The sequence below is a fragment of the Gemmatimonadales bacterium genome, assembly GCA_036279355.1.
Taxonomy (GTDB): domain Bacteria; phylum Gemmatimonadota; class Gemmatimonadetes; order Gemmatimonadales; family GWC2-71-9; genus DASQPE01.
In genome coordinates this window covers 1-14,799 of the sequence record DASUJH010000006.1, presented here as the reverse complement: position 1 = coordinate 14,799, position 14,799 = coordinate 1, and the positions used below count along the sequence as shown (strand labels likewise).

The following is a 14,799-nucleotide window of genomic DNA, read 5'->3' as shown; positions in this document are numbered from 1 at the left end:
CGGTCGTGAGATAGGTGAACTGCTTCTGCTCCAGCTCGCGCTCGAGGTCCTCGGGCCGGGTGTAAAGCGTCTCGTAGAGAATGGCGTGCCCGTAATCGAACGCGTTGAAGAGCCGGCCGGCGGCGTTGTACCGCTGGAGGACCTTCCAGTTGAAGTCGCCGGGGTAGTAGAACTGCTCGTTGCGCTGGTCCTGGGCGTGCGCTCCGGCCGGGATGGCGAAACTCAGCAGGACCAACGGCACGATGAGGATGCGCGGCATTCGCGGACGTGGCATGACGTGCTCCAACCCGAGGCTATTGTGCGCCGGGCATGAAGCCCGTCATGGCGAAGGCCCAGGAGAATCCGAAGGTGAGAGCGATGTCGGGCCCGATCGAGGAGCGGAGCCGCCGGCTCAGCCCCGCGTCGAGCACGGTGCTGGTGCCGAGCTGGTAGCGCGCGCCGAGCGAGGCGTTGATCTCGGTCGGCGCGCTGGCGACAGGCTGTCGACCGTACACCTCGGCGAGCGCGAGAATGCTCTGGCGAAAGAGCGTGCGGTCGAGCGCGGCGCCGTACGTCCACCGGTCTATTGCCTCGACCCGAGCGAGCCCGTCTTCGCTGCCGAAGCCGCGGCTCACGTTGACGTGGATCCGGTTCCGACCCCACGAGCGCGTCGCGATGAGCTTGAGGCTCGCGCGCACGTCGTCGCCCGCGAGCGAGCCCACGGGCAGCGAGACATCGGTCCTGAGACTCAGTGCCGGAAGCGTCGCCCCCTCGGTATTGAGGTTGTAGAGGACGAATCCCTTGGTGCCGGCCACGCCCCAATCGGTGTTGCCGGCGACGCGCACCGCGGCGAACGGCACCCTGATGCCGGCCTCCGCGTTCGGCATGAAGCCGTACTCCAGCTCGGGCACGGTCAAGTGCAGGTCGGCGCCGTCCACCTCGTGCTCGTAGCGGTAGGGCGCCAGAAACTCGAAGGCGTAGCGCTCGACGGGGTAGGCATCCTCGATCAGCGTGGGCCGGTCGTCGTCGAGATTGCGGTAGTCGAGCTGGGCCCGGGCCGGGGCGGCGCTCAGGAGCGACAGCGCCCCGGCCGCGAGCGCAGCCGCGCGAGAGGACGTCATGGCGATCTGCATGCGCCGCCCGACTGGCCAGTCGATGTGCGCCGCGTCACCGTCGTGGCGCGGCCACCAGTGCACCGTGGCCGGTTCGCGCTCGATGGCCTTCCCTCTCATCGCAACGAGGCGTCCCATGACCCACACCGCCACCCCCTCGATGACCCACGAGATGCAGGATTGCATCGCGAACTGTACCGAGTGCCACAACATCTGCGCCGCCACCGCCGGGCACTGCCTCGACATGGGCGGCCAACATGCGTCGCGCCAGCATCAGACCACGTTGCTCGACTGCGCCCAGATCTGCGCCACCAGCGCCGAGTTCATGCTGCGCCAGTCCGAACTTCATTCCAGCGTCTGCGGTGTGTGCGCCGAGGCCTGCCGCCGCTGTGCGGACGATTGCGAGCGGATGGCCAACGGGGATGGGATGATGCAGCAGTGCGCCCAGGTCTGCCGGCGCTCCCAGCACTCGTGCGAGCGGATGGCCCGAATGTAACTCAGGGGAGGAATCGCGCCCCGAGCAGCCGGTCCAGCACCTGGGTCACCGCCTCCACCGACATCGGTTTCTGCAGGAACGGCTGCGCGGCGTCCAGCTCGCCGCCCAGGAACGCCGCGTCGCGCGGGTAGCCCGACATCCAGGCGACGGGTACCTGCGGATGCTCGGCCGCGAGCCGCTCGCTCAGCTCCCGGCCCCCCATCACGGGCATGATGATGTCGCTCAGCACCGCGTCGACGCCGGCGCCCGACTGCGCAAGCTGGTCCAGCGCCTCCTGGCCGTTCCGCGCGGTGACCACCTCGTAGCCCTCGCCCTCGAGCGTGCGCCGCACCAGCGTGCGCACGACGTCTTCATCGTCCACCACGAGGACGCGCCCGCGCCGCGCCTTTCCGTCTCTGTCCGGCGCGGCCGCCGGAGCCGTGGCGGCCGGAGTCGCGCCCGCCGGAACGCTGGCCGGCGGCTGCGCCAGCGGGAGCAGCGCCGTGAACGTCGTACCGCTCCCCGCGCGGCTCTCGGCCCACACGTAGCCCCGACTCTGCGTCACGATGCCGTGCACCGTGGCAAGACCCAGTCCCGTGCCCTCGCCCGGCTGCTTGGTCGTGAAGAACGGCTCGAAGATGTGCGCCATGTGCTCGGGCGAGATGCCGGCGCCCGAGTCGCTCACCTCGATGGCCGCGTACGCCCCTGGCGCCACCCGGGCCGGTATGCCGTCGGGCGCGGGCACCGTGCGCTCGCCGGTCCGGATCGTGAGCGTGCCGCCGCGCGGCATCGCGTCGCGGGCGTTGATCGCGAGATTCATCAGCACCTGCAGCAACTGGCTCCGGTCGACCTCGACCCAGAGCGGACGCGGCGCCGGCGCGAGCGACATCTCGACGTCCGCGCCGATGAGCCGCTGGATGAGCGGTTTCACCTCCGCCACGGACGCGTTGAGCTCGAGCAGCTCGGGGGTGAGCGTCTGGCGCCGGCTGAACGCCAGCAGTTGGCGGGTGAGACGCGCCATCCCCTCCGCTGCCTTCTCGATCTGATGCAGGTCCTGCCGCGCCGTAGGGCCGAGGCCCTGGTCGAATTCGATGAGCCGGGCAAATCCGGCCACCGCGTGTAACTGGTTGTTGAGATCGTGCGCGAGCCCGCCCGCGAGCCGGCCGAGCGACTCGAGCTTTGCCGCCTGGCGCAACTGCTCCTCGGTCTCGCGGCGATCGGTCACATCGATGGTGGTACCCACCATCCGGACCGCGGTGCCGGCGGCGTCGTAGTACACATCGCCCGTCGCGTGCATCCAGCGGACCTTGCCCCCGCGGAGGATGCGGAACTCGACCGACACATGCGGCCGGCGCTCCTTCACCGCCTGCTCGGTAACGCGGCGCGCCGCGTCGCGGTCGTCGGGATGCATACTCTCGAACCATGCCTCGAGCGTCGGCCGCTCAGCCGGATCGATGCCGTACAACTCGTAGTACTCGGGGGACCACTCGAGCCGGCCCTCGGCCATGTGCCAGTCCCACACCCCGGCGCCCGCCGCGCGCTGCGCCAGGCCCAGGCTCTCCGCCTGCCGCCTGAGCCGGTCCTCCGGGCTGCGCAGCGCATCGTACAGCCCCACGTTCTCGATCGCGTGCGCCGCCTGGTCCGCGTACAACTCCATCAGCCGAATCTCGCGCCCGCTCGGCCGGCGGGGCCGGTCGAAGTGGGTCGCGAGGGTGCCGAGCAACTCGCCGGAACGCGCGAAGAGGGGCGTACAGTAGACGGCGCGGAGCGCGGCCGGCCGCCGCGGCCCCGCCGGCGGACCGACGCGCGGATCGCTGCGGGTGTCTTCGATGATCACCGGACGCCGCTCGGCCGCCACGATTCCGCACGCGGTGCCGGGGCCGATCGGCAGCCGGGCCAGCCGGCCGCGCCAGTCCTTGGGCAGCCCGATGCTCGCAGCCAACCGCAGGTCCCGGCGCTCAGGATCATAGAGCGTGATCGCCGCCGTCGTGGTGCCCTGGAGCTCGGCGGCGGCGTGCAATACGGCGTCGAGCACTTCCGTGAGGTCGAGCGTCGAGGCGAGATGAATCGTGAGCGCGTGCAGCCGCGCGAGATCGTCAGGCGGCGCCCCCTCGCCGGAGGGGGCCGTTGGTGCCCCGCCGGGGCCCGGGGCTGCGTTCTCTAGCGGGTGCGTCCTGTCCACCCGCTAATACTGGGGCGCAGGCACCGGAAAGCAAAGCCGCCCGCGGCACCTGGCGCCGCGGTCACCCGGCGTTGCTTTTCGTGCGCCGCCCGACGCAACTTTCCGCTCCCCTTACGCACAGAGCCCGAGGTACCGCGCCGTGAAGCTCCGCGACCAGCTTTCGCTCGCCGCGCTCACCCTGCTGCTGGCCGCCACCATCGGCGGCTACGTCACGACCGACGTGAGCGGCGGCGCGCAGGCGTCCGGAGACGCGGCGCCGTCCGGGATCATCGACCGGGCCCCGCTCCAGACGGCCCAGCGGCTCGCGGCGCTCGCCACGACGCCGGAGGAGACGAGCCTCGCGCGCGAGGCGCTGCGCCTGGGCGACCATGCCATCGATCTCGAGTTCACCATCGCGTTGCTCGAGGCCGCCGAGCACCCCGCCGACACCAGCGCCAGTATCCGCGAGCTCAACGGGCGGATACAGGCGGCTTCAGAGCGCGTGGCCGAAGATCGAAGCCGGATTGCGCGCCTCACCCCCGGCGGCGCCGGCGCCGATTCGGTCAACGCGGGCCTCGAGCTCGCTAAGGCGCAGCTCGAGCTGCACCAGGGCGAGCTGGCCGACGCGCGCGACGATCTCCTCCGCGCCGGCGGCGATCCGGTGGGCCGCATCCGCGAAATGGTCGCCGATCACGACAGCGCCCAGCACGCGGCGGCCGCCGCGCCCAAGCCTGCCGCCGCGCGCACCGACGCGGCCGCCGCGCCCGGGGTGGACTCGGCCCCGATTACCCACACCGTCCCCATCGGTCTCATCGACAAGCTCGCCGCGTGGCGCGACGTGCGGGCGCGCCAGAAGCTGCTGCGCCAGGCCGCGCAGGAGACCACGAACGGCATCGGCCGCCTCGTGGCCGAGCGCCAGCGCGAGGCGCAGCACGCCGCGGCGGCGGACAGCGCGGCGCCTCCCGCGACACCCGCGGAAGCGCTCGCCCGCACCCGCCATCGCGCCGCCGATCAGAAGGTGCTCGCCGGCCTGACGCAGCGGATCGAAGACCAGGTCGGACTGCTCGACGTCTACAGCCGCTGGAGCGCCGCCACCGCCGTGCAAGCCCGCAGCGCGCTGCACGACGTCTTTCTCGGCGGCGCCTGGCTCCTGCTCATCGTGCTGCTCGTCTTCGCCACCGTCGCGTGGCTCGACCGGCTCTTCGCTCGCCTCTCGCATGACCGCCGCCGGCTGCACACGCTCCGGAGCGTGGCGCGGTTCACCGTGCGCGCGCTGGGTCTCGTCGCCGCGACGCTCGTGCTCGTGGGGCCGCCGAGCCAGCTCGCCACGATCATCGGGCTCGCGGGCGCGGGCCTCACCGTCGTGCTCAAGGATTTCATCGTCGCATTCTTCGGCTGGTTCGCGCTGATGGGGCGGAATGGGGTGCGGATCGGCGATTGGGTGGAGATCAACGGCGTGAGCGGCGAGATCGTGGAGATCACGCCGTTTCACACCGTGTTGCTCGAGACCGGCAACTGGACCCAGGCCGGCCATCCCACCGGCCGCCAGGTGACGTTCAGCAACGCCTTCGCCATCGAGGGGCATTTCTTCAACTTCTCCACCTCGGGCCAGTGGCTCTGGGACGAGCTGGAGTTCGTGCTGCCCGCGGGCAAGGGCCCCGCCGTCGTCGAGGCGATCCGGCGCATCGTCACGACGGAGACCGCCGAGAACGCGCGGCTCGCCGAGGAGGAGTGGAGCCGTGCCAACGCCGCTCGCGGCGTGAGCGAGTTCTCAGCCGAGCCCGCGATCGACGTGCGGCCCGGGGCGGGCGGCATCCGGGTCGTCGCACGCTACATCACGCGGGCCAACGAGCGGCACCGGCTGCGCACCCGGCTCTACCAGGCAGTGGTGGACCTGCTGGGGCAGCCGCCCGCCCTCGCCGCGGCGGTCTGAGCGCCGCGCGCCCGCACCGCCGCTCACCCGCACCGCCGCGCGCGCCGCTCTATCGCCGGGGCTCGGCCACCGCCACGTCCCGTAACGCGCGCGCAAAGGCCGCGGCGTCGCTCCACGGGCCGTCGTAGCGCCGGCCGTTCACGAAGAACGTCGGCGTGCCGTTGACGCCGCTCCGTACTCCGCTCCGGAAATCCCCGCGCACCCGCGGCCCGTACGTCCCCGCCTCCAGGTCGTCGGCGAACCGCTCGACGTCGAGCCCGATCGCCTCGGCGTAGCCCACCAGGTCGTCCGCGCCGAGCGCGCGCTGGTTCTCGTAGAGCGTGTCGTGCATCTCCCAGAACTTGCCCTGCGCGCCGGCGGCCTCCGCGGCCTCGGCCGCGCCCTCGGCAAAGGGGTGCGCGTTCCTGAGCGGGAAGTTGCGGAAGACAAACCGCAGCCGGCTGCCCAGCTCGTGCTGCACCTGCTGCACGGTCAGATACGCCTCGCCGCAGTAGGGGCACTGGTAGTCGCCGTACTCGACCAGCGTCACCGGCGCGTCCTCCGGCCCCACCGCGTGATCGTCGGGCCCCACGGGGGGCGTGAGCTCCGCGTCGCTCATCGTCCGGTGCCCCGCTCGCTCTCGCGCGATTCGGCCGCGCCCGCCGCCGCGTGGCCCGCCGAGTTGTCCCGCGTCCCGAAGGACTCGAGCGCCTGCAGAATGCCGTCGGCCCCCGGGTTCACACCCACCGGCGAGCAGTAGCTCCACCGAATCACGCCCTCGCCATCGATCACGAAGAGCGCCCGCTCGCTGAAGCCGTCGTGCTCGCGATACGCGCCGTAGAGCCGCGACACCTCGCCCTTCGGCTCGAAGTCGCTGAGCAGCGGAAAGTGCAGGTTGCGGCTCTTCGCGAACGCCGCGTGGCACCAGACGCCGTCGACCGAGATGCCGAGCAGCTCGGCGCCGTAGGCGTGAAACTCGGGAAGGATCTCGTTATAGAGGACCATCTGGTCGCCGCACACCGGGCTGAAGTCGGCCGGGTAGAAGGCGAGGATCACCGGCCGCCCCCGGAGCTCGCTCAGCGCGAGCATCTGGTCCGGCGTCGAGTGCAGCGCGAACTCCGGAGCCGGCGTGCCGGCGGGAAGGACGTGCGATGGAAGGGAGCGCGGTGCTGATTCGGGCATCTATGCCTCCTGCCGGACATGCCGGCCGATGTTCGAGCGGATCGCCGTCAATGCGCGTCGACCGGTGCGGAGCGGCGACCCACCGGATTGCGGAGAAAGAGGATCGCGGGCGACACGATGACGAAGCTCCAGAGGAGCAGCATCCACGCGTCGTTGTAGCTCAGCATCGACGCCTGCGCCGTCACCTGCCGGTCGAGCAGCGCGTACGCGCCCTGGCGCGCGGCTACCGGACCATAGCCGTGCGACGTGAGCAGCGCCATGAAGGCCTGCAAGCGCTGCTGCGTGAGCGGGTTCCCGGCGTACACGTTGCTGACGAGATCGACCCGGTGGATCGCCGTATGGGTCGTCACGTACGACGCGAGCCACGCGATGCCGAAGGAACCGCCCAACTGCCGGGCCAGGTTGATGAGCCCCGACGCCTGCTGCGCTTCGCTGGGCTCGAGGCTCGCATAAGCCACGTTGTTGATCGGGGTGAAGAGAAGCCCGAGGCCGGCGCCGCGAATGAGCAGCGCCCAGCGCACGTCGGCCTCGCCGGCGAACACGCTCAGGTGGCCCAGGCGCCACATCGCCCACACCAGCAGCACCACGCCGATCGCGATCAGCACCCGCGCGTCCACCAGCGGCTCGGCGCCGTTCAGCAGGCGGCCGCAGATGAGCGCCGTGGCCGCCGTGCCGATGCCGCCCGGCAGGAGCGCCAGGCCCGTGGCGGTGGGCGTGAAGTGGAGCACCGATTCGGTGAAGAGCGGAAAGATGAAGGTGCCGCCGTAGAGCGCGAAGCCGAGGGCCACGAACAGAAAGATCGACGCCGCCAGCGGCGCGTTCACCAGCACCCGGAAATTCACCACCGGGTGCCGGTTGCGGGGCCAGAGCTCCCAGCCCACCATCCCCACGAGCGACACGCCCCCGATGATCGCCAGCCGGAGAATCCACGGATCGGAAAACCAGTCCTTCCGGTTGCCCTCCTCGAGCACGTACTGCAGCGAGCCCAGGCCCGCGGTGAGGAGCCCGATGCCGAGCCAGTCGACGGCGCCGCCCCGGCGCCGCATCGTGGGCGGATCGCGCAGGAACGTGGTCACCAGGAACGTGGCGACGATCCCGATGGGGATGTTGATGAAGAAGACCCAGTGCCACTGGTAGTTGTCGGTGATCCACCCGCCGAGCGTGGGGCCGAGCGTCGGTGCGGTGATCAGGCCGAGCAGGAAGACGGCCTGCACGATGCCCTGCTGCTCCAGCGGAAAGATCTGCCGGATGGTGGCCTGCGCGGTGGAGAGCAGCGCCGCGCCGCCCGCGCCCTGCACGATGCGCCAGAAGACCAGCTCCACGAGGCCCGTCGAGTTGCCGCAGAAGAACGAGGCGACGATGAAGAGCACGATCGAGAACGTGAGGTAGCGCCGCCGCCCGAACCGCTCGGTCAGGAACGCCGTCATCGGCAGGAAGATGACGTTGGAGAGGATGTAGCCGGTGGCGACCCAGCCGATCTCCTCGCGGGTGGCGCCGAGGTTGCCGGCCATCTGCGGCAGCGCCACGTTCACGATCGTGGTGTCGAGCACCTCCATGATCGCGGCCGTGATGAGGCCGGCCATGATCGCCCAGCGGTGCCGCGCGACGAACTCGGCCGCATCCCGCGCGGCCGCCGCCATGGCGGGCGACTCGCCCTCCGGGCGCCCCGGCGTCGCACGGCCGGCACGATCGATCGAGCTCGTGGTCACCGGGTGTCAGGCGCTCAGGCGCCGCCCACGGCGGCTTCGCCGGCCACGATGGCGCGCACCAGCCGGGCGGCGGTCTCGATCGGAATCGTGCCGGTGTTGATCTGGAGGTCGTACGCGTTGGGATCGTTGATATCGATGCTGTAGTAGCGCTCGAGATAGTGGCGGCGGTCGGCATCGCGCCGGCGGACGTCGGCGGCCGCGGCTTCGCGCGTGCCGCCGGTGCGGCGCGCGATCCGGCGCACCCGCCGCTCGAACGGCGCCGTCACCCGGATCCGGAGCGCGTCACGGCGCCCGCGGAAGATGCAGTTGGCGCCGTGGCCGATCACGACGAGCGGCAGCTCGCGCACCGCCTCCTCCAGCACCGCGCGCGTCGCGGCGACCAGCTTGTCGGGGTCGAGCGTCCGCCACCGCTCGGGCGCCACGGGCGACTCGGCCGGCGCTACGGTGAACGCGGCGGCCACCCGCTCGAGCAGCGTGGGGGGGCGCTCGTCGATGGCCTCGACGTTGGCGCGCCCGCACCCGAGGCGCTGCGCGATGCGGTGCGCGAGATCCCGATCGAGCACCGGCCAGCCGAGCCGCTCGCCCAGAAGCACGCCCAGCTCGCTCCCACCCGCGCCGTATTCGCGGGAGATGGTGAGCAGCCGGATCGGCTCGCCCGCTTTGGTATCCATGATCGCGTCCCTCGGAAGGCCTGCGGCAACGACCCACCACGGTGCGCCGCGGTGGCCGGTGGCGATGTGGCGCCGGTCACCCGCGCTCGAGCTGCGCAGGCGTTCGCCGCATGAACGCCCAGGAATCCTATTCGGGATTCCCCTCACTTCCTATATTCGAGCCATGCCCCGACATGAGCCCGACCCCGCCGTCGCGCGCCGCGCGTGGCCGATCCACGTCTATCGGCTGGGCCAGGAGCCGGGCGACGATCTCTCGGCCGTCACTACGGCCGAGCAGCGCCTCGAGATGGTCGCCATCCTGAGCGCGCGGATGTGGACGCTGACGGGACGGCCGCGGCCGTCATATCGCCGGGCGGAGATGCCCATCCGCGTGATTCGCCCGGCGTGACGGATGATTGGGGGGATCTGCTCGGTGCGCTCACCGCTGCCGGTGCGCGGTTCCTCGTGGTCGGTGCCCATGCCATGGCCGTCCACGGCGTGCCGCGCGGCACCCAGGATCTGGACGTCTGGATCGAGCCGACTCCGGCGAACGCGGATCGCGTGTGGCGCGCGCTTGCGGCATTCGGTGCGCCGCTCGACGATCTGCGGGTCACACCCGCCGATCTATTGCATGCCGGCAGCGTGGTGCAGCTCGGCATCCCCCCCAACCGGATCGATCTGCTCACCGGCCTGAGCGGCCTGCCGGAGTTCGAGGCCGCGTGGGCCGCGCGGGTCGAGCACGCGTTTGCCGGGTGCGTGGTGCCGTTCCTCGGCCGGGCCGCGCTCATCGCGAACAAGCGCGCGAGCGGCAGGCGAAAGGATCTCGCCGACCTCGAAGCGCTCGGCGAGCTTTCGCCGGAGTGACCGCGCGGCACGGCGGCGGTCGGCAACCTGGCGCGGGTCACCCGCGCTCGAGCATGCCCCGATTCCAGCGGCCGAGGTCCGCGGCCGCGTCGTAGGTGGACTGCGCGAACTGGAGCAACGCCTCGTCGGGCGCATCGGCCGTCCGGACCGCTTCGTACGGCAGGATGAATTCGCGCATCGTCCGGTCGTAGCGCGCGCCGGCGGGACGCACAGGATGCTCGGCGTACCCCTCGGGCTCGGGATAGGCATACGAATAGAACGCGGCCTCGGCCGACCCGCCGCCGCCCGGCCAGAACCCGCAACTGCTGCACTCGCGGGAGTAGGCCTCCACCATCACGTAGTCGGGAGTGTTGGGCACGCCACCCGGATGGCGCGGCGCCTCGCGCCCCGAGAATCGGGTCGCCGCCAGATCGAAGCTCCCCCAGAAAAAGTGCACCGGACTTGCTTTGCCGAGGAAGCGCCCGCGGAATTGCTTGAGCACGCGGTCGGCCTGGATCAGCGCGCGCCACCAGCGCTGCGCGGCGTCGGCGTCGTACGCCGCGTGCTCCCGATCCTCAGCGAACGGAATGGCGGTCTCGATTTCGACGGGCACGGGATGGATCTGCGCGTCCACGCCGAGCGACCGGAGCGCCGCCGTGTATCCGGCGTAGAACTCGGCCACCGAACGAGGGGCGAGCGGCAGCGCGGCGGTCGCGCCGTCGCTGGTGCGGAGATAGAGGTGGTGGTCGAGGAAGTCGAAGGTGACGGAGACGGTGCGGGTGCCCGCCGGCATCGCCGAGGTGGTGAGCCCGCGCGGCGTCACGTAGAGCGCCACCTGCCACCACTGGTTCTCCATCGGGGCGAGTGCGAGGCGCGTCTTGCCGACGATCTGGGTCCACATGTGGAGCGTGGCGTACGTGTCCTGCCACTGGGCGAGGGGAAGCCGCGGCCAGGTGGCGGAATTCACCCGGGCCTCACGCCTGCGCGGCCTTACGGCTCTCGAGCGCCCGCCGCACCGTGTCGAGGAGCACCTCGCCCGATACGGGCTTCTGCAGGAACAGCCCGTCCTCGCGCATGGCACCATCCCCGAACGCATCGTCGCGCTGGTAGCCCGACATCCAGACCACGCCCACGGCAGGCCAGGCTTCGGCGAGGCGCCCCCCGAACTCGCGGCCGCCCATCACCGGCATCACCACGTCGCAAATCACGAGGTCCACCGCACCGCCCAGGGCCACCACGCGGTCCAGCGCCTCGCTGCCGTGCCGCGCCTCCCGCACCTCGTACCCGTCGTGCTCGAGCGTCCGCACGATCATCGCGCGCACGGCGTCCTCGTCTTCCACGACCAGGAGCCGCGCCGGGCGCGCAGGCGCACGCCGGCGCTCTTGCCCGTCCGATGGGATGTCAACCGGCTCGCCCGTGAGCGGCAGCAGGACGGTGAACCGCGCGCCGCCCATCGCTACATTCTCCGCCCAGACGTAGCCCTGGCTCTGGCTCACGATGCCATGCACCGTCGCCAGTCCGAGCCCCGTCCCCTTGCCGACCTCCTTGGTGGTGAAGAACGGCTCGAAGAGATGCGGCAGCGCGTCCGGCGGAATCCCGGTGCCGGAGTCCGTCACGACCAGCGCGCCATAGCGGCCGGGCGGCACGGGTGTGCTCCAGGGCAAGGCCGGCCCGCCCACGTCCACCTGCCATTCGCCCAATTCGATCAACATTTCGCCGCCGTCAGGCATCGCGTCGCGGCCGTTGACGGTCAGGTTCATCAGGACCTGGAGGAGCTGGCCCCGGTCCGCCCGGACCCACACCGGCTCGGGTGCGGGCACGAACCGCATCTCGATGTTGGTGCCGATGAGCCGCTGCAGCAGCACATGGCTGTCCCTCACCATCTCGTTCAGGTCCAGCGTCTCCGGCATGAGCATCTGCTGCCGGCTGAAGGCGAGCAGTTGCTGCGTCAGGCTGGCCATCCGGTCGCCCGCCTTGCGGACCTCCGCCAAATCGAGGCGCGAGCGCCCGCTGAGGCCCGCATCGCGGGCCACGAAATCGGCGAACCCGCTCAGCGCCTGGAGTTGATTGTTGAAGTCGTGCGCCAGCCCGCCGGCCAGCCGGCCGATGGCCTCCATTTTCGTGGTCTGCCGCAGCCGCTCGCGCGCCAGCACCTGGGCCGAGATGTCGCGAACGTAACAGACCACGCCGACGCGGCCCTCCGGCAGCGGAATCCGGCTGATCTGCCACTCGTGGTATTCGGTGACGCCCCGATCCCGGCGCTGGCCGCCGCTCTCGGGCGCCACGTACGGCTCGCCCGTCTCCAGCGTGTGGCGGAACCGCCGGACCAGCTCCTCGGCGTGGGCCTCGAGCCAGAGCGCGCGGGCCACCTCACCGAAGTCGCGGCCGATGAGGTCGGGGATGTCGCCGAAGAACGGCGCCGCAGTGGCGTTCACCTCCCGGATCCGGAACTGGTCGTCGACCATGTAGACGCCGAGCGGCGCCTCGGCCACCAGGGTCTCGAACTGCGCGGTCCGGTGGCGCATGGCCTCTTCGGCCTGCCTCCGCTCGGTGACGTCCAACAGCATGTTGACGCCGCCGACGATCCTGCCCTCCCCGTCGCGCAGCGGAGTCGGATAGGGGACGAACCAGATCCGTGTGCCGTCCGGCCGCTCGGCGATGGCTTCGACGCCGTGGGGGATGCGTCCCTCCTTGAGCGCGACGGCCATCGGGCATTGGTCGTGGGGCAGCGGCGTGCCGTCCGGCCGGAACATCTTCCAACTCACGCACCACTGGTCCGTGCCCAGCTCCGGCACTCGGCCGGAGAATTCCACGGCGGCGGGATTGAAGTGGGTGATGCGGCCGTCGGCATCGGTGGTGTACACCGCGGCCGGGAGCGCGTCGATCATCTCGCGGAGGCGCCGCTCGTTCTCGCGCAGGGAGTGCTCGGCGCGTTTGCGCTCCGTGAATTGCCCGATCTGGCTGCCGAAGCCCGTCAGCAGTTGCAGGAGCGCCGGGTCGGGAGGCCGAACGTCGCTGCTGAAAAACTCCAACACGCCCAGCACCCGGCCCGCCAGGATGATGGGAAGGGCAAAGGCGCCGTGGAGCCCCTCCTGCGCCGCAATCGAGGCCCGGGGAAAATTCCAGTCCTGCGTGACGTCGCTGATCCACGCGGGCGCGGCAGTGCTCAAGGCGCGGCCGGGAAGACCGATTCCCGCGGAGAGCGTGCAGCCGCGCGTGGCCGGCTCGAACCGGGGAAAGGCCTTGTCCGAGCAATTCACCAGGTCCACGCAGCGCAGTCGCCCCTTGTCGTGTTCCGCGTCCCAGAACGCCCCGATCTCCCAGTTGGCGGTCTTGCATACGGCTCGAATCAGCTTCGGCGCGGCCTCACGAAGGTCCGACGATTCCGCCAGCACGCGGGTAATGGCGTGCTGGGTCGCGAGTCGGTCGGCGGCCTGTTTCTGCTCGGTGACGTCGCGGGTGAGGCAGCGGGTGTGCATGAATCGGCCGTCGTCCCGATAGACGCTGGAGGTGATGACGACGTCCCGGACAGAGCCGTCCTTGCGGCGGACGCGCGAGGGGTAATCGTGCAGCACCTCGCCGGCCGTGAGCCGCCGAAGGATGTCCTCGATCACCGGCTGGTCCACGTGGAACTCGGCGATGTGCCGCCCGATGTACTCTTCCGGCCGGTAACCCAGCAGCTCCAGCTCGGCTCTGTTCGCGCGCAGGATCGTGCCGTCCGGCCCGACCCAGTGCAGCGGCACGGCCGCATTTTCGAAGAAGTCGGCCAGCTCCCGCTGGTCGCGCGCCGCGCCGTCCACGGCGGCCCGCGGCCGGACCGCGTCCGGCTCGAGTTCCGCGAGGCGATCCCCCGGGCCGGACCGCGACGATTTGACCGATCGGTTGCGCTGAGCGCTCATATGCCGGGCCTGCGAAAAGTCGAGATGGATGGGCGGCCGCCTGCCGCCGTGGTCGCAATCTATGACGCGATCCGGCAACGGCCAAACTTCAGGCGTCCCCGTCCCCGTCCCCGTCCCGCGCCTCCGCGACCCATGCGTCGATCACTTCCGCCGTAGCGTGCGGATCCCGCACCATCGCATAACCCCACCGGCCGAAGCTTCCCTCCTCGTTCACGGCGCGCAGCCAGCGCTGCGCCGCCTGCGCCTTCACCTGCTCCAGCGGATCGGGCCGGCCCTTCACTTCCAGGATCAGCGTGAAACGGGGCTCGCCGGCCATGCGCACCAGGAAATCCGGGTAGTAGTCGTGGTCCTGCCCGTTGTCGAAGTAGGGAATGGCAAACTCGAGGAACTCGTTCTTCACGAACGCCGCGACCCCGGCGTGCCGGTCGAGCCGCGCCGCCACCTGCTGCTCCCAGGAGCCGGTGTGCGCCACCATCAGGTTCACGTGGCTCTTCACGACTTCCATCACCGGCTTGCTGCTCCAGGCGTCGATCTGCGCGGTCGTGCCCACCCGCCGCGCGCCGCGCTCGTACACCGGCAGCTCGGGGCCCTCGCCCGCGGCGCCGTCGGGGCGGATGGCCTGGCGCAGCCGCTCGATAGTGAGGCCGTAGTAGGGTGAGAGAAACAGGTCGAGCCGGTGGGCCGGCGGCACCACGAATACGCGGTCGTCCACGTAGCGCCGCACGACCTGCACGAGTTGCGGAAACAGTACTCCCGCCGGCACCGCCACATCCTCGTGCCGCACCATATCGCGGGTGAGGTCGCGGGCCATCGCGAACACCAGCTCCTGCAGCCGTTTCCCGCGGCGGAAGGGCTCCAGCGTCGTTTCCTTCACCCG

Annotated in this window: 14 protein-coding genes; 4 read left to right on the top strand and 10 right to left on the bottom strand. The window is 70.9% G+C overall.

Annotation, left to right across the window (positions count from 1 at the left end; translation table 11 throughout):
- Together VFW66_01405 and VFW66_01400 are read right to left on the bottom strand one after the other, a co-directional pair.
- Positions 1-274 (bottom strand): hypothetical protein (locus VFW66_01405; GenBank protein HEX5385337.1); only part of this gene is annotated, 274 nt, incomplete at its 3' end.
- A 19-nt stretch (positions 275-293) separates the two neighbouring features.
- Positions 294-1,229, bottom strand: a complete 936-nt coding sequence (locus VFW66_01400) for a hypothetical protein (protein ID HEX5385336.1) — start codon at positions 1,227-1,229, stop codon at positions 294-296.
- On the opposite strand from VFW66_01400, the gene VFW66_01395 reads away from it, so the two are divergent.
- A complete protein-coding gene (locus VFW66_01395) occupies positions 1,228-1,587 on the top strand; it encodes a four-helix bundle copper-binding protein (protein HEX5385335.1) in 360 nt (119 codons plus the stop codon). The genes VFW66_01400 and VFW66_01395 overlap by 2 nt on opposite strands.
- A gap of 1 nt (position 1,588) precedes the next feature.
- Here VFW66_01395 and VFW66_01390 read toward each other — a convergent pair whose 3' ends face one another.
- Entirely contained in the window at positions 1,589-3,748 is a 2,160-nt protein-coding gene (locus tag VFW66_01390; GenBank protein HEX5385334.1) for an ATP-binding protein, read from the bottom strand.
- Positions 3,749-3,887: 139 nt separating this feature from the next.
- Here VFW66_01390 and VFW66_01385 point away from each other — a divergent pair, with 139 nt between their 5' ends.
- A complete protein-coding gene (locus tag VFW66_01385; protein ID HEX5385333.1) occupies positions 3,888-5,660 on the top strand; it encodes a mechanosensitive ion channel family protein in 1,773 nt (590 codons plus the stop codon).
- Positions 5,661-5,709: 49 nt separating this feature from the next.
- Here VFW66_01385 and VFW66_01380 read toward each other — a convergent pair whose 3' ends face one another.
- From VFW66_01380 to VFW66_01365, 4 genes are read right to left on the bottom strand one after another with little or no spacing between them, the layout of a single operon-like run.
- Positions 5,710-6,258 carry a thioredoxin domain-containing protein gene (locus tag VFW66_01380; protein ID HEX5385332.1) on the bottom strand — a complete coding sequence of 183 codons (549 nt, stop codon included), beginning with the start codon at positions 6,256-6,258 and terminating at the stop codon, positions 5,710-5,712.
- Entirely contained in the window at positions 6,255-6,821 is a 567-nt protein-coding gene (locus VFW66_01375; GenBank protein HEX5385331.1) for a redoxin domain-containing protein, read from the bottom strand. Before VFW66_01375 ends, VFW66_01380 begins: the two co-directional genes overlap by 4 nt.
- 47 nt (positions 6,822-6,868) lie before the next feature.
- Positions 6,869-8,530 (bottom strand): DHA2 family efflux MFS transporter permease subunit, encoded by a 1,662-nt coding sequence (locus VFW66_01370; GenBank protein ID HEX5385330.1) that lies wholly within the window; start codon positions 8,528-8,530, stop codon positions 6,869-6,871.
- Between the two features lie 14 nt (positions 8,531-8,544).
- The gene (locus tag VFW66_01365) at positions 8,545-9,201 is read right to left on the bottom strand and encodes a cytidylate kinase-like family protein (protein HEX5385329.1); all 657 of its coding nucleotides are present in this window, start codon (positions 9,199-9,201) and stop codon (positions 8,545-8,547) included.
- A 163-nt stretch (positions 9,202-9,364) separates the two neighbouring features.
- Between VFW66_01365 and VFW66_01360 the strand changes: the two genes are divergently transcribed.
- Together VFW66_01360 and VFW66_01355 are read left to right on the top strand one after the other, a co-directional pair.
- The gene (locus VFW66_01360) at positions 9,365-9,589 is read left to right on the top strand and encodes a hypothetical protein (protein ID HEX5385328.1); all 225 of its coding nucleotides are present in this window, start codon (positions 9,365-9,367) and stop codon (positions 9,587-9,589) included.
- Entirely contained in the window at positions 9,586-10,044 is a 459-nt protein-coding gene (locus VFW66_01355; protein ID HEX5385327.1) for a hypothetical protein, read from the top strand. The genes VFW66_01360 and VFW66_01355 overlap by 4 nt, the downstream gene beginning before the upstream one ends.
- Before the next feature lie 37 nt (positions 10,045-10,081).
- On the opposite strand, the gene VFW66_01350 is transcribed toward VFW66_01355, so the two are convergent.
- The 3 genes from VFW66_01350 to VFW66_01340 all read right to left on the bottom strand — a co-directional run.
- The gene (locus VFW66_01350) at positions 10,082-10,990 is read right to left on the bottom strand and encodes a DUF5996 family protein (protein HEX5385326.1); all 909 of its coding nucleotides are present in this window, start codon (positions 10,988-10,990) and stop codon (positions 10,082-10,084) included.
- Between the two features lie 7 nt (positions 10,991-10,997).
- Positions 10,998-13,922, bottom strand: coding sequence for a PAS domain S-box protein (locus VFW66_01345; GenBank protein HEX5385325.1), 2,925 nt, complete (start codon positions 13,920-13,922; stop codon positions 10,998-11,000).
- Between the two features lie 88 nt (positions 13,923-14,010).
- Positions 14,011-14,799: hypothetical protein (locus VFW66_01340; protein ID HEX5385324.1), on the bottom strand; the 789-nt coding region annotated here is incomplete at its 5' end.

Excerpts from the sequence above, each read along its gene's own strand:
- VFW66_01395 (HEX5385335.1), top strand. The coding sequence starts at position 1,228 with ATGACCCACACCGCCACCCCCTCGATGACCCACGAGATGCAGGATTGC.
- VFW66_01400 (HEX5385336.1), bottom strand. The coding sequence starts at position 1,229 with ATGGGACGCCTCGTTGCGATGAGAGGGAAGGCCATCGAGCGCGAACCG.
- VFW66_01380 (HEX5385332.1), bottom strand. The coding sequence starts at position 6,258 with ATGAGCGACGCGGAGCTCACGCCCCCCGTGGGGCCCGACGATCACGCG.
- VFW66_01375 (HEX5385331.1), bottom strand. The coding sequence starts at position 6,821 with ATGCCCGAATCAGCACCGCGCTCCCTTCCATCGCACGTCCTTCCCGCC.
- VFW66_01365 (HEX5385329.1), bottom strand. The coding sequence starts at position 9,201 with ATGGATACCAAAGCGGGCGAGCCGATCCGGCTGCTCACCATCTCCCGC.
- VFW66_01360 (HEX5385328.1), top strand. The coding sequence starts at position 9,365 with ATGCCCCGACATGAGCCCGACCCCGCCGTCGCGCGCCGCGCGTGGCCG.
- VFW66_01345 (HEX5385325.1), bottom strand. The coding sequence starts at position 13,922 with ATGAGCGCTCAGCGCAACCGATCGGTCAAATCGTCGCGGTCCGGCCCG.